The sequence below is a fragment of the Streptococcus sp. SM5 genome (assembly GCF_027497975.1).
On sequence record NZ_JAJNSC010000030.1, the window covers coordinates 1 to 22,035 of the forward strand.

19 protein-coding genes and 1 pseudogene are annotated in these 22,035 nt (G+C 41.0%); 18 read left to right on the forward strand and 2 right to left on the reverse strand.

Annotated features, from left to right (window positions below; genetic code table 11):
• Nucleotides 1-905: elongation factor Tu (gene tuf / locus PAN07_RS15680; RefSeq protein ID WP_269798297.1), on the forward strand; the 905-nt coding region annotated here is incomplete at its 5' end.
• Nucleotides 906-1,184: 279 nt separating this feature from the next.
• Here the strand turns inward: tuf and PAN07_RS15685 are convergent.
• A complete protein-coding gene (locus PAN07_RS15685) occupies nt 1,185-2,198 on the reverse strand; it encodes a lactonase family protein (protein ID WP_265465760.1) in 1,014 nt (337 codons plus the stop codon).
• 154 nt (nt 2,199-2,352) lie between these two features.
• Between PAN07_RS15685 and PAN07_RS15690 the strand changes: the two genes are divergently transcribed.
• Nucleotides 2,353-3,519: an AI-2E family transporter gene (locus PAN07_RS15690; protein WP_247933385.1), complete on the forward strand. Its 1,167-nt coding sequence runs from the start codon at nt 2,353-2,355 to the stop codon at nt 3,517-3,519.
• Entirely contained in the window at nt 3,509-4,744 is a 1,236-nt protein-coding gene (locus PAN07_RS15695; protein WP_247933384.1) for a tetratricopeptide repeat protein, read from the forward strand. The genes PAN07_RS15690 and PAN07_RS15695 overlap by 11 nt, the downstream gene beginning before the upstream one ends.
• 698 nt (nt 4,745-5,442) lie before the next feature.
• Here PAN07_RS15695 and PAN07_RS15700 read toward each other — a convergent pair.
• Nucleotides 5,443-6,429 (reverse strand): L-lactate dehydrogenase, encoded by a 987-nt coding sequence (locus PAN07_RS15700; protein WP_023942623.1) that lies wholly within the window; start codon nt 6,427-6,429, stop codon nt 5,443-5,445.
• A gap of 193 nt (nt 6,430-6,622) precedes the next feature.
• Here PAN07_RS15700 and gyrA point away from each other — a divergent pair, with 193 nt between their 5' ends.
• The 15 genes and pseudogenes from gyrA to PAN07_RS15775 all read left to right on the forward strand — a co-directional run bounded on the left by gyrA (nt 6,623) and on the right by PAN07_RS15775 (nt 22,028).
• The gene (gene gyrA, locus PAN07_RS15705) at nt 6,623-9,091 is read left to right on the forward strand and encodes a DNA gyrase subunit A (protein WP_084862355.1); all 2,469 of its coding nucleotides are present in this window, start codon (nt 6,623-6,625) and stop codon (nt 9,089-9,091) included.
• Complete coding sequence (locus PAN07_RS15710) at nt 9,091-9,834, forward strand: class A sortase (protein WP_084862353.1); 744 nt, start codon at nt 9,091-9,093, stop codon at nt 9,832-9,834. The genes gyrA and PAN07_RS15710 overlap by 1 nt, the downstream gene beginning before the upstream one ends.
• A gap of 143 nt (nt 9,835-9,977) precedes the next feature.
• Nucleotides 9,978-10,199, forward strand: a pseudogene (locus PAN07_RS15715) (transporter); the annotation flags it as partial.
• Nucleotides 10,200-10,309: 110 nt separating this feature from the next.
• Nucleotides 10,310-11,584, forward strand: coding sequence for a DUF2130 domain-containing protein (locus tag PAN07_RS15720; RefSeq protein WP_084862348.1), 1,275 nt, complete (start codon nt 10,310-10,312; stop codon nt 11,582-11,584).
• A gap of 10 nt (nt 11,585-11,594) precedes the next feature.
• Nucleotides 11,595-12,473: a tRNA pseudouridine(55) synthase TruB gene (gene truB / locus PAN07_RS15725; protein ID WP_269798298.1), complete on the forward strand. Its 879-nt coding sequence runs from the start codon at nt 11,595-11,597 to the stop codon at nt 12,471-12,473.
• A gap of 109 nt (nt 12,474-12,582) precedes the next feature.
• On the forward strand, nt 12,583-13,221 hold the full coding sequence (gene udk, locus PAN07_RS15730) for a uridine kinase (protein ID WP_001181376.1): 639 nt from the start codon (nt 12,583-12,585) through the stop codon (nt 13,219-13,221).
• Between the two features lie 127 nt (nt 13,222-13,348).
• Nucleotides 13,349-14,689 (forward strand): exodeoxyribonuclease VII large subunit, encoded by a 1,341-nt coding sequence (gene xseA / locus PAN07_RS15735; RefSeq protein ID WP_269798299.1) that lies wholly within the window; start codon nt 13,349-13,351, stop codon nt 14,687-14,689.
• The gene (locus PAN07_RS15740; RefSeq protein WP_000043226.1) at nt 14,667-14,879 is read left to right on the forward strand and encodes an exodeoxyribonuclease VII small subunit; all 213 of its coding nucleotides are present in this window, start codon (nt 14,667-14,669) and stop codon (nt 14,877-14,879) included. Before xseA ends, PAN07_RS15740 begins: the two co-directional genes overlap by 23 nt.
• Nucleotides 14,876-15,751, forward strand: a complete 876-nt coding sequence (locus PAN07_RS15745; protein ID WP_024057654.1) for a polyprenyl synthetase family protein — start codon at nt 14,876-14,878, stop codon at nt 15,749-15,751. Before PAN07_RS15740 ends, PAN07_RS15745 begins: the two co-directional genes overlap by 4 nt.
• On the forward strand, nt 15,744-16,559 hold the full coding sequence (locus PAN07_RS15750) for a TlyA family RNA methyltransferase (protein ID WP_001041086.1): 816 nt from the start codon (nt 15,744-15,746) through the stop codon (nt 16,557-16,559). Before PAN07_RS15745 ends, PAN07_RS15750 begins: the two co-directional genes overlap by 8 nt.
• The gene (locus PAN07_RS15755) at nt 16,552-16,983 is read left to right on the forward strand and encodes an arginine repressor (RefSeq protein ID WP_042901045.1); all 432 of its coding nucleotides are present in this window, start codon (nt 16,552-16,554) and stop codon (nt 16,981-16,983) included. Before PAN07_RS15750 ends, PAN07_RS15755 begins: the two co-directional genes overlap by 8 nt.
• A 6-nt stretch (nt 16,984-16,989) precedes the next feature.
• Complete coding sequence (recN, locus tag PAN07_RS15760) at nt 16,990-18,657, forward strand: DNA repair protein RecN (protein WP_269798300.1); 1,668 nt, start codon at nt 16,990-16,992, stop codon at nt 18,655-18,657.
• A 1-nt stretch (nt 18,658) separates the two neighbouring features.
• A complete protein-coding gene (locus PAN07_RS15765) occupies nt 18,659-19,387 on the forward strand; it encodes a metallophosphoesterase family protein (protein ID WP_000133350.1) in 729 nt (242 codons plus the stop codon).
• Nucleotides 19,388-19,465: 78 nt separating this feature from the next.
• Nucleotides 19,466-21,289 carry a translation elongation factor 4 gene (lepA, locus tag PAN07_RS15770; protein ID WP_001047207.1) on the forward strand — a complete coding sequence of 608 codons (1,824 nt, stop codon included), beginning with the start codon at nt 19,466-19,468 and terminating at the stop codon, nt 21,287-21,289.
• 262 nt (nt 21,290-21,551) lie between these two features.
• Nucleotides 21,552-22,028 carry a PTS sugar transporter subunit IIA gene (locus PAN07_RS15775; protein WP_000521972.1) on the forward strand — a complete coding sequence of 159 codons (477 nt, stop codon included), beginning with the start codon at nt 21,552-21,554 and terminating at the stop codon, nt 22,026-22,028.
• The last annotated feature ends 7 nt before the right edge of the window (nt 22,029-22,035 follow it).

Consider the following 22,035-nt stretch of genomic DNA (forward strand, 5'->3'; position numbering starts at 1 on the left):
GTGCCGCTCAAATGGACGGAGCTATCCTTGTAGTAGCTTCAACTGACGGACCAATGCCACAAACTCGTGAGCACATCCTTCTTTCACGTCAGGTTGGTGTTAAACACCTTATCGTCTTCATGAACAAAGTTGACTTGGTTGACGACGAAGAATTGCTTGAATTGGTTGAAATGGAAATCCGTGACCTATTGTCAGAATACGACTTCCCAGGTGACGATCTTCCAGTTATCCAAGGTTCAGCTCTTAAAGCCCTTGAAGGTGACACTAAATACGAAGACATCGTTATGGAATTGATGAACACAGTTGATGAGTACATCCCAGAACCAGAACGTGACACTGACAAACCATTGCTTCTTCCAGTCGAAGACGTATTCTCAATCACTGGACGTGGTACAGTTGCTTCAGGACGTATCGACCGTGGTATCGTTAAAGTCAACGACGAAATCGAAATCGTTGGTATCAAAGAAGAAACTCAAAAAGCAGTCGTTACTGGTGTTGAAATGTTCCGTAAACAACTTGATGAAGGTCTTGCCGGAGATAACGTAGGTGTCCTTCTTCGTGGTGTTCAACGTGATGAAATCGAACGTGGACAAGTTATCGCTAAACCAGGTTCAATCAACCCACACACTAAATTCAAAGGTGAAGTCTACATCCTTACTAAAGAAGAAGGTGGACGTCACACTCCATTCTTCAACAACTACCGTCCACAATTCTACTTCCGTACTACTGACGTTACAGGTTCAATCGAACTTCCAGCAGGTACTGAAATGGTAATGCCTGGTGATAACGTGACAATCGACGTTGAGTTGATCCACCCAATCGCCGTAGAACAAGGTACTACATTCTCTATCCGTGAGGGTGGACGTACTGTTGGTTCAGGTATGGTTACAGAAATCGAAGCTTAATTCGATTTAGTTCCCAGAAGAACAATTATTTAAGTCAGACACTAAAAGAATCTTGCTTTGCAAGGTTCTTTTTTATAATCTAATAATACTCTGTTTCGCTCCGTAAGATGCATGATAATTAATTGATGGCTGAGAAGAATTTTTATTTCTCATTGATAAGTGTTTGCAGAAAGTTTTCAGTTTTTTAGGGGAGTAGTTTAGAAAATATAAAAAAGACAAACACTAAAATGATGTTTGTCTTTGGTGTGTAGCTCCGTTAGTTGATCAGTTATAATTATGTTAATTAGCAAAACTGATGCAGACCGCTTCTGGGACATGGAAGTCATTAGAAAGTTCTGCTAGACGACCAGTTTCAGGATTGCGTTTAAAGACGGTTACATTGTCAGAGTCCTGATGGACAGCAATGACAAATTCTTGATCCGGCGTCAAATCAAAATCACGTGGAGTCTGACCATGTGTCGGAACGATTTCTAACAACTCTAAGCTACCATCCGCAAGAATTGTATATACTGCGATAGAATCATGACCACGGTTAGAAGCGTAGAGGTATTTACCGTCTTTAGAGAGACGAATAGCAGCAGTTCCATTAAAACCTTTGTAACCTTCTGGTAGAGTTGAAATGACTTGCATGCGTTCAAATTCGCCAACACCATCGTAGATTAGAACCTCGATAGTGCTATTGAGTTCACAAATGAGATAAGCAATTTTATAATGGTTATGGAAAATAATATGGCGTGAGCCTGCTCCTGGCTGGCTGTGATAGGTATAGAGTTTAGATAATTTTCCTTCTTGATCAAGATCATAAGTGATGACTTGGTCAGTTCCCAAGTCGCAAGTCACTAGATAGTGGTCAGGTGTTAAATCTGTATAGTGAACATGTGGAGAAGCTTGATTTTCATGTGGACCTTGGCCACTGTGTTGATCCACATCACTAAGTAGAAGACGACCATCTTCCTGACGTTTATAAACAAGGACCTGTCCCTTGTGGTAGTTTGCTGCGTACACCAAATCACGCTTTTCATCAACGGCAACATAACAGTGGGGTGCTCCCTCTTCCACGACATGATTTAATAAGGTACCGTCAGTTTGATAGGCAGCGATTCCTCCCTTATCGTCTTGGCTACCAACAGTGTATAAATGTTGGTGCTGATCAAAAGCAAGATAGGTTGGACTTGGTTCAGGAGCAAAAAGTTCTAGATTTGCAAGTTGACCAGTTTCTGTATCAAAGTCTGCTTTGTAAATCCCTTGGGAAGTACGACGTGTGTATGTTCCAAAATAAACAGTTTCTTTCATAACTTTACCTCTATATAAAAGATAAGACTATTATATCACAAAATGAATTTATAATATGCTATGCGGTGCAATTCAATGGAATGTAAGCACTTTAAAAAACAGTTATTTTGATTTAAAAATGGTATAATGAGAGAATAATAGAAAGGAAGTATTTATGGAGCAAAAAGAGAAACAGTTTAGCCTATCTTGGTTTTTCAAATGGTTTTTGGATAACAAGGCAATTACGGTATTTTTGGTAACCTTATTATTGGGACTGAATCTTTTTATTTTAAGCAAGATTAGTTTTCTATTTTCACCGGTTCTAGACTTTTTGGCAGTTGTGATGTTGCCAGTCATTCTATCTGGTTTGCTATATTATTTATTAAATCCTATTGTTGATTGGATGGAGAAGCATAAGATTAATCGTGTCATCGCAATCAGTATTGTCTTTGTCATCATCGCTCTCTTTATCATTTGGGGCTTGGCAGTCGCCATTCCAAATCTGCAACGTCAAGTTTTAAGTTTTGCAAGGAATGTTCCAGTCTACCTCGAAGATGCAGACAGAGTTGTTAATGATTTGGTCACCAAGCGTTTACCAGATGATTTCAGACCTCAATTAGAGCAAGTTTTAACAAACTTCTCTAGTCAGGCTACAGTTTGGGCAAGTAAGGTTTCATCTCAGGCAGTCAATTGGGTGAGTGCATTTATTAGCGGGGCATCTCAAGTGATTGTTGCCTTGATTATCGTTCCGTTCATGCTCTTTTATCTCTTGCGTGATGGGAAAGGTTTGCGCAACTATTTGACCCAATTCATGCCAACAAAATTGAAGGAACCTGTTGGACAAGTTTTATCAGATGTGAATCAACAGTTGTCCAACTATGTTCGAGGGCAAGTGACAGTGGCTATTATTGTAGCAGTAATGTTTATCATCTTTTTCAAGATTATCGGTCTACGCTATGCAGTTACGTTGGGGGTTACTGCTGGTATTTTAAATCTGGTTCCTTATCTGGGTAGCTTCCTAGCCATGCTTCCTGCCTTAATTCTGGGCCTGATTGCTGGGCCAGTCATGCTTTTAAAAGTGGTGATTGTCTTTATCGTAGAACAAACAATTGAAGGCCGTTTTGTTTCTCCACTGATTTTGGGAAGTCAATTAAACATCCATCCTATTAATGTTCTCTTTGTCTTGTTAACTTCAGGATCTATGTTTGGTATTTGGGGAGTTTTACTCGGTATTCCGGTTTATGCTTCTGCTAAAGTTGTCATTTCAGCCATTTTTGAATGGTATAAGTTAGTCAGTGGTCTATATGAACTAGAGGGAGAGGAAGTCAAGAGTGAACAATAGTCAACAGATGTTACAGGCTTTGGAGGAACAAGATTTAACCAAGGCTGAGCATTATTTCGTCAAAGCTTTAGAAAATGATCCAAGTGACCTTTTGTATGAGTTGGCAACCTATCTTGAAGGGATTGGTTTCTATCCTCAGGCTAAGGAAATTTACCTGAAAATCATAGAGGATTTTCCAGAGGTTCATCTTAATCTAGCAGCAATTGCTAGCGAGGATGGTCAAATCGAAGAAGCTTTTGCTTATCTTGAAGAAATCCAAGCAGACAGTGACTGGTATGTTTCAGCTTTGGCACTTAAAGCAGACCTCTACCAGCTGGAAGGTTTGACAGATGTGGCGCGTGAGAAATTATTGGAGGCCTTGACTTACTCAGAAGATCCTCTCTTGATATTGGGATTAGCAGAGTTGGATAGTGAGTTGGAAAATTACCAAGAAGCTATTCAAGGCTATGCCCAGTTAGATAATCGTACTATTTATGAGCAAACAGGCATTTCTACCTATCAACGGATTGGCTTTGCCTATGCCCAGTTAGGGAAATTTGAAACAGCTACAGAGTTTTTAGAAAAAGCCTTGGAGTTAGAATATGATGATTTAACAGCTTTTGAGTTGGCCAGTCTTTACTTTGATCAAGAAGAATACCAAAAAGCTGTCCTCTACTTTAAGCAACTTGATACCATTTCACCTGATTTTGAAGGATATGAGTATGGTTACAGTCAGGCTTTACATAAGGAACATCAAGTTCAAGAAGCCCTGCGTATTGCTAAGCAAGGCTTAGAGAAAAATCCCTTTGAAACTCGTCTCTTGTTGGCTGCTTCACAATTCTCTTATGAATTGCATGATGCTAGTGGGGCAGAAAATTATCTCCTGACTGCAAAAGAAGACGCTGAGGATACGGAAGAAATCTTGCTTCGTTTGGCAACTATTTATCTAGAGCAGGAGCGTTATGAGGATATTCTAGACTTGCAGAGCGAGGAACCAGAAAATCTTTTAACCAAGTGGATGATTGCTCGTTCTTATCAAGAAATGGATGATTTGGATACTGCCTATGATCATTACCAAGAGTTGGCAGGTGATTTGAAGGACAATCCAGAATTTCTGGAACACTATATCTATCTCTTGCGTGAATTGGGCTACTTCGAAGAAGCAAAAGTCAATGTACAAGCTTACTTAAAACTGGTTCCAGACGATGTTCAAATGCAAGAATTGCATGAGAGATTGCAGGAATAAAATGTTTTAAATTTATATCTTATCATTTTTCATAGTATCATCTACAGGTTATTTTATCTATTGTATGGTGAGAGTATATTTGAGTTGTTGTGTTTGTATTCGAATTTACAATACAATACATAAGAAGTGAGATAAGTAATATTTTTAAAAGTACGATCTTAGATTTTATAACAATAAAAAGAAAAGTTCTCATTTTATAAGAAACTCAGACTGAAAACAAAGCCCTTAGATTAAAAGTTTCTAAGGGCATTTTTTCTAAAGTCGTATAATAGATGTCAGAAAAGTTGTGAGATGTTTCCTATGTTTCATAAAGAAAATCCAGACAATAACCGCAATCAGGTTGTCTTTTACACGCTAGAGGGACTCGTTCCGCAAGACTATATTCTTCGTCAGGTTGAGTAAGTTCTCGATTTTACTTCATCTATGATTTAATCGTATCCAATAACCACAAATATACTTACCAAGTGTTAGATAATCAAGCTAAGTTTATAAGTGAGCAACTGGAAGTTAAGATTGACTTAGTTCGGAAAAAGCAAGGAAAACAGGGAGGGAAAGTTTTTTGTTTTGCATTGAAAAGTATTTTATAAAGGGTTCAACTTATTTTAAGGATAGTAGAGCTGGAGAAATAAAAAAGACAAACACTAAAATGATGTTTGTCTTCGGTGTGGAGTTCTCATTTAATGAGAACCTAGTTACAATTAGTTTTTAGAAGCTTCTTGGAATTCTGGGTTTTTCCATGCTTCGTCAATGATAGCTTGTAATTCTTTAGCAGATGCTTGCATTTTTTGAGTTTCTGCGTCGTTCAATGGGATATTTACTGGACGAACAATACCATGTGCCCCAACAACAGCTGGTTGACCGATAAAGACGTTTTTAACTCCGTATTGACCTTCTTGGAATACTGAAAGTGGAAGTACTGCGTTTTCATCGTCAAGGATTGCTTTAGTAATACGGGCAAGGGCTACTGCGATACCGTAGTATGTTGCACCCTTTTTGTTGATGATTGTGTAAGCTGCATCACGAACACCTTCGAACAATTCAATCAATTCAGCTTCTTGAACATTTTGAGTGTCTTTAAGGAATTCTTCAAGGTTTACACCAGCGATGTTAGCGTGTGACCAAACAGCGAACTCAGAGTCACCGTGTTCACCCATGATGTAGGCGTGCACTGAACGAGCATCAACATCCAATTTTTCAGCAAGTGCTTGACGGAAACGAGCTGAGTCAAGTGAAGTTCCTGAACCGATAACGCGTTCTTTAGGGAATCCAGAGAATTTCCAAGTTGAGTAAGTCAAGACGTCAACTGGGTTAGCAGCAACAAGGAAGATACCTTTGAAACCTGATTCAACAACTTGAGTTACGATTGATTTGTTGATAGCAAGGTTTTTACCTACAAGGTCAAGACGAGTTTCACCTGGTTTTTGAGGCGCACCTGCAGTGATTACAACAAGGTCAGCGTCTGCACAGTCAGAGTATTGAGCTGCATAGATTTTTTTAGGTGAAGTGAAAGCAAGGGCGTGACTAAGGTCAAGCGCGTCACCAACAGCTTTTTCATGCAATTGTGGAATTTCGATAATTCCAAGCTCTTGTGCAATTCCTTGGTTAACAAGTGCAAAAGCGTAAGAAGAACCTACAGCACCATCACCGACAAGGATAACTTTTTTGTGTTGTTTAGTTGAAGTCATTATTCTAAACATCTCCTTAATTTTATTCAGGGATTTCCCCAGTTATTTCAATTCTATCACTTTTAAAAAGCTTTGTCACGGATATGCTTTGCAGTTCTTGATGTAAACGTTTTAGTGGTTTTAGATACCTGAAATATGGCGGACATTATGGTATAATATATTTTATACTAATAGTGAAATGAGGCATTTATTAATGCAGGATAGAAATTTAGTGAATGTCAATCTGACAAAGGAGATGAAGACGAGCTTTATCGACTACGCCATGAGTGTTATCGTAGCGCGGGCTCTTCCTGATGTTCGAGATGGCTTGAAACCTGTTCACCGTCGGATTCTCTACGGAATGAATGAACTGGGTGTTACTCCAGACAAACCTCATAAAAAATCTGCTCGTATTACAGGGGATGTTATGGGTAAATATCACCCACACGGGGATTCCTCTATCTATGAAGCCATGGTCCGTATGGCTCAATGGTGGAGTTACCGTTACATGCTTGTAGATGGTCATGGGAACTTTGGTTCCATGGATGGTGATGGTGCTGCCGCCCAGCGTTATACTGAGGCACGTATGAGCAAGATTGCTCTGGAGATGCTTCGTGATATCAATAAAAATACGGTTGATTTCGTTGATAACTATGATGCCAATGAACGTGAACCTTTAGTCCTTCCAGCTCGTTTTCCAAATCTTTTAGTTAATGGAGCTACTGGTATCGCTGTCGGTATGGCGACCAATATTCCACCTCATAACTTGGGTGAAACTATTGATGCTGTGAAGTTGGTCATGGACAATCCTGAAGTGACCACTAAGGATTTGATGGAAGTCTTGCCTGGTCCAGATTTTCCAACTGGTGCCCTTGTCATGGGAAAATCGGGTATACATAAGGCTTACGAAACCGGTAAGGGCTCCATTGTGCTTCGTTCTCGTACTGAAATTGAAGAAACTAAGACTGGCCGTGAGCGCATCGTTGTAACGGAATTTCCTTACATGGTTAATAAAACCAAGGTGCATGAGCATATTGTTCGTTTGGTTCAGGAAAAACGCATTGAGGGCATCACAGCAGTCCGTGATGAGTCAAACCGTGAAGGAGTTCGTTTCGTAATCGAGGTCAAACGAGATGCATCCGCAAATATTATCCTCAATAACCTCTTCAAGATGACCCAGATGCAAACCAACTTTGGTTTCAATATGCTTGCTATCCAAAATGGGGTGCCGAAGATTTTGTCTCTTCGTCAGATTTTGGATGCTTATATCGAGCACCAAAAAGAAGTGGTTGTTCGTCGTACTCGTTTTGATAAGGAAAAAGCAGAAGCGCGTGCTCATATTTTAGAAGGTCTCTTGATTGCTCTAGACCACATCGACGAAGTGATTCGTATCATCCGTGCTAGTGAAACGGATGCGGAAGCACAAGCTGAGTTGATGAGTAAATTCAAGTTATCTGAACGTCAAAGTCAAGCCATTCTTGATATGCGTCTTCGTCGTTTGACAGGTTTGGAACGTGATAAGATTCAGTCTGAGTATGATGATCTCTTGGCTCTGATTGCCGATTTAGCAGATATTCTTGCTAAGCCAGAGCGTGTTTCTCAAATTATTAAAGATGAATTAGATGAAGTCAAGCGTAAGTTTGGAGACCAACGTCGTACTGAATTGATGGTTGGTGAAGTCTTAAGCCTCGAAGATGAGGATTTGATTGAAGAAGCTGATGTCTTAATTACACTGTCTAACAAGGGTTACATCAAACGTCTGGACCAAGGCGAATTTACCGCTCAAAAACGTGGGGGGCGCGGTGTTCAAGGCACAGGTGTTAAGGATGACGATTTTGTTCGTGAGTTAGTATCAACTAGCACGCATGATCATTTGCTCTTCTTTACAAATAAAGGACGTGTCTATCGCCTGAAAGGCTATGAAATTCCTGAGTATGGCCGTACAGCTAAGGGATTGCCGATTGTCAATCTTTTAAAATTAGATGAAGGTGAAAGTATCCAGACCATCATTAATGTTGAGTCTGAACGTAGTGATGATGCTTATCTCTTCTTCACTACTCGTCATGGTATTGTGAAGAGAACCAGCGTTAAGGAATTTGCTAATATTCGTCAAAATGGACTTAAAGCACTGAACCTCAAAGATGAAGATGAGTTGATTAATGTCTTGCTGACAGAAGAGGACACGGATATTATCATTGGTACAAAGTTTGGTTATGCAGTTCGCTTTAATCAATCAGCTGTTCGTGGTATGAGTCGTATCGCCACTGGTGTGAAAGGTGTTAACCTTCGTGACGGAGACACAGTTGTTGGTGCTAGTGTGATTACAGACCAGGACGAGGTTCTTATCATCACAGAAAAGGGGTATGGTAAGCGAACAGTTGCGACCGAATATCCAACTAAAGGTCGTGGTGGTAAAGGGATGCAAACCGCTAAGATTACAGAAAAGAACGGTTCTCTTGCAGGTCTTTTGACTGTTAAAGGTGATGAAGACCTGATGATTATCACTGATACAGGTGTCATGATTCGAACCAACGTTGCCAATATTTCACAAACAGGGCGCTCAACTATGGGAGTTAAGGTGATGCGCCTGGACCAAGATGCTAAAATTGTGACCTTTACAACGGTAGCAGCATCAGAAAAAGAAGAAGTTGGGACAGAAAACGAAACAGAAGGTGAAGCATAATGTCTCAAAAAAATAATAAGAAGAAAAACAAACGAAAAAATCTGCTGACAAATATATTGGCTGTTTTTCTCATACTGATCTCTATTGCTTTAATTTTTAATGCAAAGATTCGTGACGCTTTTATTGCTTGGAATAGTAATAAATACCAAGTTAGTCAAGTATCAAAAGAAAAAATAGAAGAAAATCAGGACACAGAGGGAAATTTTGATTTTGATTCAGTAAAAGCCATTTCCTCTGAAGCTGTTTTAGCCTCTCAATGGGATAATCAAAAATTACCTGTTATCGGAGGAATTGCAATACCTGAGCTTGAAATTAATTTACCTATCTTTAAGGGGATTGCAAATGTCAATCTTTTATATGGTGCGGGTACCATGAAGCGTGACCAAGAAATGGGTAAAGGGAATTATTCATTAGCTAGCCATCATATTTTCACAGGTGATAATGCTAGTCAGATGCTTTTTTCTCCACTAGATCGTGCGAAAAAAGGGATGAAAATTCACTTGACAGATAAGAATAAAGTGTATACCTATGAAATTAGTGAAGTGAAACGAGTTACACCAGATAGAGTAGATGAAATTGATGACCGAACTGGTGTTGATGAAATTACTTTAGTAACTTGTGAGGATGCAGCAGCTACTGAGCGGATCATTGTAAAGGGTGATTTGAAAGAAACAAAAGATTATTCACAAACATCTGACGAAATTTTAACAGCCTTCAATCAACCATATAAACAATTTTATTAGTTCTAAAAGAATCAGTGAAGATTAAGTTTCATTGATTCTTTTAATATTTTTGTAAAATAAACTTTTATGAAATACAGAAAACGTTTCCTTAATTCTAAAGTTTGTGATATAATTATCACAAATAAAAGTTTTAGGAGTTTATTATGGTTTCTTCAGAATTTATCTCAAAGATTGAATTTGCTTGTAAGAAGAAGGAAAGTCTTTATAATAAAAGCAAATTTAAGTATGCGATTCGTTCTATGTTTGCAGGTGCATTTTTAACCTTCAGTACAGCTGCTGGTGCAGTTGGGGCTGACTTGATTAATAAAATCGCACCAGGTAGTGGACGCTTCCTCTTCCCATTTGTCTTTGCTTGGGGATTGGCCTTAGAAAAAATTTAAAGTAAAAGAAGATAAACAGTGGGTTTCGACTCACTGTTTTTGATTTTCCCTCAGGCATGATATAATGGTTACAGAAGTCTAGAAAGAGGAAAGATATGAACGAAATCAAATGTCCCAACTGTGGGGAAGTTTTTACAGTAAATGAAAGCCAGTATGCCGAACTCTTGTCCCAAGTAAGAACGGCAGAGTTTGATAAGGAACTGCACGATCGCATGAGGCAGGAACTAGCCTTGGCTGAGCAAAAGGCTATGAATGAGCAACAGTCTAAACTAGCTCAAAAAGACCAAGAAATCGCGCAATTGCAGAGTCAAATCCAAAACTTTGATACAGAGAAAGAGTTGGCTAAGAAAGAGGTTGAACAGACAAGCCATCAGGCTCTCTTGGCTAAGGACAAGGAAGTACAGTCCTTGGAAAACCAATTGGCCACCTTGCGTTTGGAGCATGAAAATCAACTGCAAAAGACCCTTTCTGACCTTGAAAAAGAACGAGATCAGGTCAAAAATCAGTTGCTATTGCAAGAAAAGGAAAATGAGTTGTCTTTGGCTTCTGTTAAGCAGAATTACGAAGCCCAACTTAAAGCAGCTAGTGAACAAGTCGAATTTTACAAGAATTTTAAGGCTCAACAATCTACCAAGGCTATCGGTGAAAGTCTGGAACAGTATGCGGAAAGTGAGTTTAACAAGGTCCGCAGTTTTGCCTTTCCAAATGCCTACTTTGAGAAGGATAACAAGGTCTCTGCGCGTGGGTCTAAGGGGGACTTTATTTTCCGTGAGAGTGATGAAAATGGAGTAGAAATCATTTCTATCATGTTTGAGATGAAAAACGAAGCTGACGGGACAGAGAAGAAGCATAAGAACGCAGATTTTTACAAGGAATTGGACAAGGACCGTCGTGAAAAGAATTGCGAATATGCCGTTCTGGTGACCATGCTTGAGGCCGATAACGATTACTTTAACACAGGGATTGTTGACGTCAGCCACGAGTATGAAAAGATGTATGTGGTTCGCCCTCAGTTCTTTATTCAGCTGATTGGACTCTTGCGTAATGCGGCGCTTAATTCTTTGAAATACAAGCAGGAGTTGGCCTTAGTTCGGGAGCAAAATATTGATATTACGCATTTTGAGGAAGATTTGGATGCCTTCAAGCTAGCTTTTGCTAAGAACTATAATTCAGCTTCGACCAACTTTGGCAAAGCTATTGATGAAATCGACAAGGCCATTAAGCGTATGGAAGAGGTTAAGAAATTCCTGACCACATCCGAAAACCAACTTCGTCTTGCAAATAATAAACTGGAAGATGTTTCAGTTAAAAAATTGACCCGGAAAAATCCAACCATGAAAGCGAAATTTGAAGCATTGAAGGGGGAGTGAGAAAGCAAAAATGAACGGTATTATCAACTTAAAAAAAGAAGCGGGGATGACCTCGCATGATGCGGTTTTTAAACTGCGTAAGATTTTGGGAATCAAGAAAATCGGTCATGGTGGGACCTTGGATCCGGATGTAGTGGGAGTTCTGCCTATTGCGGTTGGCAAAGCGACACGCATGGTCGAATTTATGCAGGATGAGGGCAAGGTCTATGAGGGGGAAATCACTCTGGGCTATTCAACAACGACTGAGGATGCCAGTGGGGAAGTGGTCGCAGAGACCCCTGTTTTGTCGCCCTTGGATGAAACCATTGTCGATGAAGCGATTGCTAGCTTGACTGGGCTTATTACTCAGATTCCCCCTATGTATTCGGCTGTTAAGGTCAATGGTCGTAAGCTCTATGAGTATGCGCGTGCTGGTCAGGAAGTGGAGCGTCCAGAACGTCAGGTAACTATTTATAGCTTTGAGCGGACAAGTCCGATTTCTTATGATGGTGAACTTGCACGCTTTACTTTTCGTGTGAAATGCAGTAAGGGAACTTATATTCGCACTTTATCAGTTGACTTGGGAGAAAAACTTGGCTATGCGGCCCATATGTCACATTTGACACGGACTAGTGCTGCCGGTCTACAGCTTGAAGATGCTCTTACATTGGAAGAAATTGCTGAAAGAGTGGAGATTGGTCAACTGGACTTTCTCCATCCTCTAGAGATTGGGACAGGAGACCTCGTCAAAGTTTTACTAACTCCAGAAGAGGCTACAGAAGTACGCTTTGGTCGTTTTATAGAGCTCGAACAAACAGAACAAGAATTAGCTGCTTTTGAAGAAGATAAATTGTTAGCCATTCTAGAAAAACGGGACAATCTCTACAAGCCAAGGAAGGTTTTTAGCTAGTCTAACTGAGGTGTAGGGAGTGTTGTTTCCCCTAGACTATCCAAATCAGACTATAAATTTTGTAAAAAATGTGATAGAATAGACCACGGATAAAAAAACGGAGGATAGCATGCAAAATAGACCAATCATTATCGGAGTGACAGGTGGTTCTGGTGGAGGTAAGACCAGTGTTTCAAGAGCCATTTTATCGCATTTTCCTGATGAAAAGATTTCCATGATTGAGCATGATTCATACTATAAGGATCAGTCTCATTTGACCTTTGAAGAGCGTGTCAAAACCAACTATGACCATCCTTTTGCCTTTGATACAGACTTGATGATTGAGCAGATTAAGGAATTGTTGGCAGGGCGTCCGGTGGACATTCCGACTTATGACTATACAGAGCATACACGAAGTAGCAAGACCTATCGTCAAGAACCTCAAGATGTCTTTATCGTTGAGGGGATTTTGGTCTTGGAAGACAAGCGTCTGCGTGATTTGATGGATATCAAGATTTTTGTGGATACGGATGATGATGTGCGTATTATTCGTCGGATCAAGCGTGATATGGAAGAGCGTGGCCGTAGTTTGGATAGCGTTATTGACCAGTATTTAGGTGTGGTCAAACCTATGTACCATCAGTTTATCGAACCAACCAAGCGTTATGCTGATATCGTCATTCCTGAGGGAGTCAGCAATACAGTGGCTATCGACCTTTTGACAACCAAGATTGCGAAGATTTTGGAAGAAGCACGAAACAGCAAATAAACAGATGTGGAGGCCTTGCCTCCTTTTTTTATTTTCCCCTCATAATGGTACATAAATGGAGATTTTTAGGCATATTTTTGGTATAATAATACCCATGAAAGAGCAAGAAAATGAATAGTAGGTGGAGATGGAAAAGTATTTATCGGTAACAACTTTGACCAAGTATCTGAAAATGAAATTCGATAAAGACCCTTACTTGGAACGGGTCTATTTAACTGGTCAAGTTTCCAACTTTCGTAAACGACCTACTCACCAATATTTCTCCCTAAAAGATGACCACGCAGTTATTCAAGCGACCATCTGGTCAGGGACCTATCAGAAATTAGGTTTCGACCTGGAAGAAGGAATGAAGATCAATGTGATTGGTCGTGTACAGGTCTATGAACCGAGCGGTAGCTACTCCATTATCATTGAAAAGGCTGAGCCTGACGGGGTTGGGGCGCTCGCGATTCAGTTTGAACAACTCAAGAAAAAACTAACTGAAGAAGGCCTGTTTCAAGAACGCTTCAAGCAAGCTCTGCCCCAATTTGCTAAGCGAATTGGTGTGGTAACCAGCCGTAGTGGAGCCGTTATTCGAGATATTATCACGACAGTCAGCAGGCGATTTCCAGGTGTCGATATCTTACTTTATCCAACTAAGGTTCAAGGTGAGGGTTCTGCGGAGGAAATTGCTAGAAATATTGCCCGTGCCAATCAACGTGACGATTTGGATTTGCTCATTATTGGTCGTGGTGGTGGTTCCATAGAGGATCTCTGGGCCTTTAACGAAGAGACTGTGGTACGAGCTATTTTTGAATCTCGTTTGCCAGTTATTTCTAGTGTGGGGCATGAGACAGATGTGACCTTGGCGGATTTTGTGGCAGATCGCCGCGCTGCAACTCCAACAGCAGCTGCTGAACTGGCTACACCTGTGACCAAGTTGGATCTATTAGCTCATTTGCAAAATCAGGAAAAACGGATGGCAACGGCAGTCCGAAATGTCCTATCGAAGAAACAAGAAGCTTTAAAAAAATGCAGTCAGTCTGTTATCTTTAGACAGCCAGAGCGCTTGTATGACGGTTATTTGCAACGCTTGGATCAGCTGCAACTGCGCTTAAAACAAAGTTTGCGAACACGGATTTCCGATAGCAACCAATTAGTCCAAGCAAGGACGCATCGACTGGTTCAGTTATCACCTGTTACCAAAATTCAACGTTATCAAGATCGTCTAGGTCAGTTAGACAAGCTCCTACGTAGCCAAATGGCGCTGGTTTATGATGCCAAGGTTGCTGAAGTGAAGCGACTTTCGGAAGCCTTGTTGATGTTGGATACTAGCCGAATCGTGGCGCGTGGTTATGCTATTGTCAAAAAAGAAGAGTCCGTTGTAGATTCGGTTGAGAGTTTGAAGAAAAAAGACCAAGTGACGCTTTTGATGCGAGATGGTCAAGTAGAATTAGAGGTTAAAGATGTCAAAACAAAAGAAATTTGAGGAAAATCTTGCAGAACTGGAGACTATTGTCCAAAGTTTGGAAAATGGTGAAATTGCTTTGGAAGATGCGATTGCAGCCTTTCAAAAGGGCATGGTCTTGTCAAAAGAGCTCCAAGCGACGCTGGACAAGGCTGAAAAGACCTTGGTCAAGGTCATGCAAGAAGACGGAACAGAAAGTGATTTTGAATGAAAAAGCAAGAAAAATTAGCTCTTGTTGAGTCGGCTTTGGAAGACTTTTATGGAGACCAGCAGTTTGCCTCTAGTTTGAGAGAGTCGGTTCTCTATTCCATTCATGCTGGTGGCAAGCGTATTCGGCCTTTTCTCTTGTTGGAAGTTTTGGAAGCCTTGCAGGTCGCTATTAAACCTGCTCACGCGCAGGTGGCTGCTGCCTTGGAAATGATTCATACAGGGAGCTTGATTCACGATGACCTTCCTGCTATGGATGATGATGATTATCGTCGGGGACGCTTGACAAATCACAAGAAATTCGGTGAAGCTATGGCCATTTTGGCAGGAGATGCCTTGTTCCTAGATCCTTACGCCTTGATAGCGCAGGCAGATTTGCCAAGTCAGATCAAGGTGGACTTGATTGCCAACTTATCGCTTGCTTCAGGAAGTTTAGGCATGGTAGCAGGGCAGGTTTTGGACATGGAAGGGGAACACCAGCATTTGTCTTTGGAAGAGCTCCAAACCATTCATGCCAATAAAACTGGGAAGTTACTAGCTTATCCCTTCCAAGCTGCAGCCATTATAGCTGAATTAGTACCTGAAATGCAGGTGAAGCTGAAAACTGTTGGCGAATTGATTGGACTTGCCTTTCAAGTTAGAGACGATGTGCTAGATGTGACAGCTAGTTTTGAGGAAATCGGCAAGACTCCACAAAAGGACTTGCAGGCAGAGAAGTCAACCTACCCAGCCTTGTTAGGCTTGGAAGAGGCAATTGCCTTTTGTAACCAAACCTTGGATCAAGCTAATGCAAAATTAGAAGAAATTGCCCAGCAGGTTCCCTTTGAGATAGAATCGATTGTTAGTGTAGTAGAAAGTTTGAGAATCAATGGCTAAGGAAAGAGTGGATGTACTAGCTTATAAACAGGGCTTGTTTGAAACGCGAGAACAGGCGAAGCGCGGTGTCATGGCTGGTCTAGTCGTAGCAGTCCTGAATGGAGAACGGTTTGACAAACCAGGAGAGAAAATCCCGGACGACACTGAGCTGAAACTCAAGGGGGAGAAACTCAAGTATGTCAGTCGTGGTGGCTTGAAACTGGAGAAGGCCTTGCAGGTCTTTGATTTGTCAGTAGAAGGGGTAACAACGATTGATATCGGTGCCTCTACTGGAGGTTTTACCGATGTCATGTTGCAAAATGGTGCTGAGTTGGTCTTTGCAGTCGATGTTGGTACCAACCAGTTGGCTTGGAAACTACGCCAAGACCCACGAGTTGTCAGCATGGAGCAGTTCAATTTCCGCTATGCAGAAAAGACTGATTTCGAGCAGGAACCGAGCTTTGCCAGTATTGATGTGAGTTTTATTTCCCTTAGTCTGATTTTGCCGGCCTTACACCGTGTGTTATCTGATCAAGGTCAGGTTGTGGCTTTGGTTAAGCCCCAGTTTGAGGCAGGCCGTGAGCAAATTGGGAAAAATGGAATTATTCGAGATGCTAAGGTGCACCAGAATGTTCTTGAATCTGTCACAGCTATGGCAGTAGAGGAAGGCTTTTCAGTCCTTGGATTGGACTTTTCTCCCATCCAAGGTGGTCATGGAAATATTGAATTTTTAGCGTATTTGAAAAAAGAAGAGTCAGCAAGCAATCAGGTTCTTGCTGAGATTGAAGAAGTAGTAGAGAGGGCGCATAGTCAATTTAAAAATGAATAAAAAAGAGAGACTTGAAAAAATTAGACGATTTGTGACAGATTATCAAATCGGTACACAAGAAGAAATTGTAGAACATTTGAAAGAAGCAGGCATCACTGCCACTCAAGCGACGGTATCACGAGATATCAAAGAACTAGGTATTGTCAAAATCCCTTTGAGAGACAACACCTATGTCTATGAATTGCCAAAATCAATCGTGAAAAGTTTGCAACTAGCTGAAGACAATATTGAATCAGCTGAATTGATGGATAAGATGATCAATCTCCAAGTTATTCCAGGAAATACGGCTTTTGTAAAAGCTCAGTTAATCGAGACTTTTGTGGACAAAATTTTCAGCTGTTTGGCTGATGATAGCTCGATTTTAGTCATTGCCAGAAGTGAAAGTCTAGCTGAGGAAATCTTTGAACAAGTAAAAAATTGGTAGGTCTATATGTTACTTGAAATTTCGATAAAAAACTTTGCCATTATTGAGGCTATTTCCCTCAATTTTGAAAAGGGGATGACAGTCCTGACTGGTGAAACAGGTGCAGGGAAGTCGATTATCATTGATGCCATGAATATGATGTTGGGAGCTCGTGCGACGACAGATGTTATTCGTCACGGTGCGCCAAAGGCAGAGATTGAGGGACTTTTCTCCGTTGAGAATAGTCGCCTTTTACAGGAAATTTTTGATGAGCAAGGCTTGGAAATGGGTGATGAAATTATCATCCGTCGGGAAATTCTGCAAAATGGTCGGAGTATCAGTAGAGTGAATGGTCAGATGGTCAATCTGTCGGTTTTGCGTGCTATTGGGCAACATCTTGTAGATATTCATGGTCAGCATGACCAAGAGGAGTTAATGCGTCCTCAACTGCACATCCAGATGTTGGATGAATTCGGTGACGTAGCTTTTTGGGAATTGAAAGAAACCTATCAAACGAGTTTTGATGCTTATCGGAAAATGCGTAAGCAGGTTCTGGAAGTCAAGAAAAACCAACAGGAACATAAGGCACGTATTGAAATGTTGGAATTTCAAATGGCAGAGATTGAGGCGGCAAACTTGCAAGCTGGAGAAGATTTGGTTCTCAATCAAGAGCGAGAGAAACTCCTCAACCATAAAAATATTGCGGATACGTTGACCAATGCCTACAGCATGTTGGACAATGAAGATTTTTCAAGTCTAGCCAATGTTCGTTCAGCTATGAATGACATGGAAAGTGTCGAAGAGTACGATCCTGAATACCGTGAAATTTCAAGCTCACTATCTGAGACCTACTATGTCTTAGAAGACATTAGCAAGCGTCTGGAAGCTATTATTGAGGACCTTGATTTTGATGGCAATCGTCTCATGCAGGTTGAGAATCGTTTGGACCTCCTTCATACTATTACCCGCAAGTATGGTGGGACTGTAGACGATGTCTTGCTTTATTTTGCCAAGATTACGGAAGAATACAATCTCTTGACAGGCAATAACCTTTCGTCTGAGGACATGGAAGCAGAGCTTAAAAAATTGGAAGTCAATCTTGTTGATTTGGCAGGTCAGCTTGCATCTGCTCGTCATGATTTGGCCCAGCAGCTCGAAGCAGAGATTAAACAAGAACTGCAAGACCTGTATATGGAAAAAGCCCAGTTTCAGGTTCGTTTTAGCAAGGGCAAATTCAGTCGTGAGGGCAATGAAATGGTTGAGTTTTACATTTCAACCAACCCTGGCGAAGACTTTAAACCCTTGGTCAAGGTTGCGTCCGGTGGGGAATTATCCCGTCTCATGCTAGCTATCAAGTCTGCTTTTTCACGTAAAGAAGGCAAGACAAGTATTGTCTTTGATGAAGTGGATACAGGAGTTTCAGGTCGTGTAGCTCAGGCTATTGCACAGAAGATTCACAAGATTGGCCAACATGGTCAGGTTCTAGCTATCTCCCACTTGCCACAAGTGATTGCGATTGCAGATTATCAATTTTTTATTGAGAAGATTAGCAATGAGCATTCAACGGTTTCGACTGTTCGTCTCTTGACGGTTGAAGAGCGAGTGGAAGAAGTTGCTAAGATGTTGGCAGGTGCTGATGTGACGGAAGCAGCCCTGACGCAAGCCAGAGAATTGTTGAGAAACAAGGAGAAATAAGATGACAGACTATTATGTAATTGGAGATGTTCACGGAAAAGCTGGGATGCTGGAAGACCTTCTCAAAACATGGGATGGTCAGACCCAGTTGCTCTTTCTAGGGGACTTGATTGACCGTGGTGAAGATAGTCGCCGTGTCCTTGAAATGGTCAAGGACTTAGTGGACAATCAAGGGGCAATCTGTTTGTCAGGAAATCACGAGTATATGTTTTTGACTTGGCTAGATGACCCAGAAGAAAGTTATGACCATTATCGTCGCAATGGTGGAGATACAACTATTAACTCTATCCTAGGTCGTCCCTTGGATGCCCCAGTTGACGGAGTAGAAGATGCCAAGCGTGTTGCTACTGAAGCAGCAGACTTGGTCGAATTTATTCGACAAATGCCATTTGTGGTAGAGACAGATAAGTATATCTTTGTACATGCTGGTATTGATTTGACCTTGGATGACTGGCATGAAACCACAGATTACAAGAAAGTATGGCTTAGAAAACCATTCCACGAAGCCGAAAATCATACTGGGAAAACTATTGTCTTTGGTCATACACCGGTTTATGGTTTGTTAAAGCAAGAGCGAGGTACTGCTGAGCTTTGGACTACAGAAGATGGCAAGATTGGGATGGACGGAGGAGCTGTCTATGGTGGTGTCCTTCATGGGATTGTCTTTACAGACCAAGGAATGACAGAACACCACTTTATCGAAAATGACGGCTTTGTCGCTGAAGATTAGTACTCCTAGCAGGGTATGGTCTTGTCAAAATGTCAAAAACAATTTATAATAAATAGATACCCTGAAAGGAAGAGAACCATGAACTTAGAAGAATTGAAAAAACGACAGGAGAAGATCCGTAACTTCTCTATTATCGCCCATATTGACCACGGAAAGTCGACTCTAGCAGACCGTATTTTGGAAAAAACTGAGACGGTTTCAAGCCGTGAAATGCAGGCCCAGCTTTTGGACAGCATGGATCTAGAGCGAGAACGTGGGATTACCATTAAACTCAATGCCATCGAGTTGAATTACACTGCAAAAGATGGGGAAACTTATATTTTCCACTTGATTGACACGCCGGGGCACGTAGACTTTACCTATGAAGTTTCGCGTTCGCTCGCTGCCTGTGAGGGAGCGATTTTGGTGGTTGATGCTGCTCAAGGGATTGAGGCTCAAACCCTTGCCAACGTTTATTTGGCCTTGGATAATGATTTGGAAATCATGCCAGTCATTAACAAAATTGACCTGCCTGCTGCAGACCCTGAACGAGTACGCACAGAGATTGAAGATGTCATTGGTCTAGATGCCAGCGAAGCAGTCTTAGCATCAGCTAAAGCTGGTATTGGTATCGAAGAAATCCTCGAGCAAATCGTAGAAAAAGTGCCAGCTCCAACAGGTGATGTGACGGCGCCTCTTAAGGCCTTGATTTTCGACTCGGTTTACGATGCCTACCGTGGGGTTATCCTCCAAGTGCGTGTCATGGATGGGGTGGTTAAACCTGGCGATAAGATTCAGCTTATGAGCAATGGCAAGACCTTTGATGTTACGGAAGTTGGTATCTTTACACCCAAAGCAGTTGGTCGTGATTTCCTTGCGACTGGTGACGTTGGTTATATTGCAGCTTCTATCAAGACGGTTCAAGATACTCGTGTGGGGGACACCGTTACCTTGGCAACCAATCCTGCTGCAGAGCCATTACATGGTTACAAGCAGATGAATCCTATGGTCTTTGCGGGGCTATATCCTATCGAGTCAAACAAGTACAATGACCTACGTGAAGCGCTTGAAAAATTGCAACTGAATGATGCTAGTCTTCAGTTTGAACCAGAAACATCTCAGGCACTTGGATTTGGTTTCCGTTGTGGTTTCCTTGGACTTCTCCATATGGATGTTATCCAAGAGCGTTTGGAACGTGAGTTTAATATCGACCTCATCATGACAGCTCCGTCTGTTATTTATAAGGTTAATTTGACCGACGGTGAGTCAATGGATGTGTCCAACCCATCTGAGTTTCCAGACCCAACTAAGATTGCGACCATTGAGGAGCCATATGTTAAGGCGCAAATCATGGTACCGCAAGAGTTTGTTGGAGCAGTGATGGAGCTAGCTCAGCGCAAGCGTGGTGACTTTGTGACTATGGACTATATTGATGATAACCGTGTCAATGTTATCTATCAAATTCCTCTTGCTGAAATTGTCTTTGACTTCTTTGATAAACTTAAGTCTTCAACACGTGGTTATGCAAGCTTTGACTACGAATTGTCAGAGTATCGCCCCTCTAAGCTGGTCAAAATGGACATCCTTCTCAATGGAGACAAGGTGGATGCCCTTAGCTTTATCGTTCACAAGGACTTTGCCTACGAACGCGGAAAACTCATCGTTGATAAGCTCAAGAAAATCATTCCTCGCCAACAATTTGAGGTCCCAATTCAAGCAGCTATTGGACACAAGATTGTCGCTCGTACTGATATCAAGGCCCTTCGTAAGAACGTACTTGCTAAATGTTATGGTGGTGACGTTTCTCGTAAGCGTAAACTGCTTGAAAAACAAAAAGCTGGTAAGAAACGCATGAAAGCTATCGGATCAGTAGAAGTTCCACAAGAAGCCTTCCTTAGCGTCTTGAGCATGGATGAAGAATAAGTTATCATAATTGTTTTTCTTGTTCACAGGAAACTTACATAAGAATCAATAGTAAAACAGGCTTAAATAGGCCTGTTTTTTTGCATTTATAATAGGATTAAATCGTTTAAAGTGTTTGTTTTAAATGTTTGTTTTTGGTTGTAAATATAAAAATAAACAAAATAATCGAAAAAAGGACAAAAAACAACAAAAAATTATTGACAACGATTTCATATAGTGTTATACTTATAGCATAAAGTTAATGGAAAGAAGGGAAAACCTTATGGGATTAGATCATTTCTTTGACAAAAACCTTGTGTTTTGCTTAGAAGCGGATAATCAAGAACATCTCTTTGATCAGGTTGCAACTTTATTGGAAGAACGAGAAATCGTAACTCCAACTTATCGTGAAGCCTTGATCACGCGTGAAAAGTCATTTCCAACTGGCCTAGATATGGAATTTTTGGGTAAGGATTTGCCGAATGTGGCTATTCCTCATACTGATATTGTTCATAATCTAGCTGAAAAAGTTGTGGTCGTTAGATTAGATAAACCTGTGACCTTCCACAACATGATTGCACCAGATAAGGAAGTAGAAGTATCTTTACTCTTCTTTATCATTAATAACTCAAGTTCAAGTCAAACAAACATTCTTGCTCAGTTGATGGACTTCTTTACTGGAAATGGTCATCTTGAAGACCTATCAAAAATTTCTGAACCAGAAGCCCTCTATGCTTATATCGCTGAAGCAATCGCTTAATCTTGTC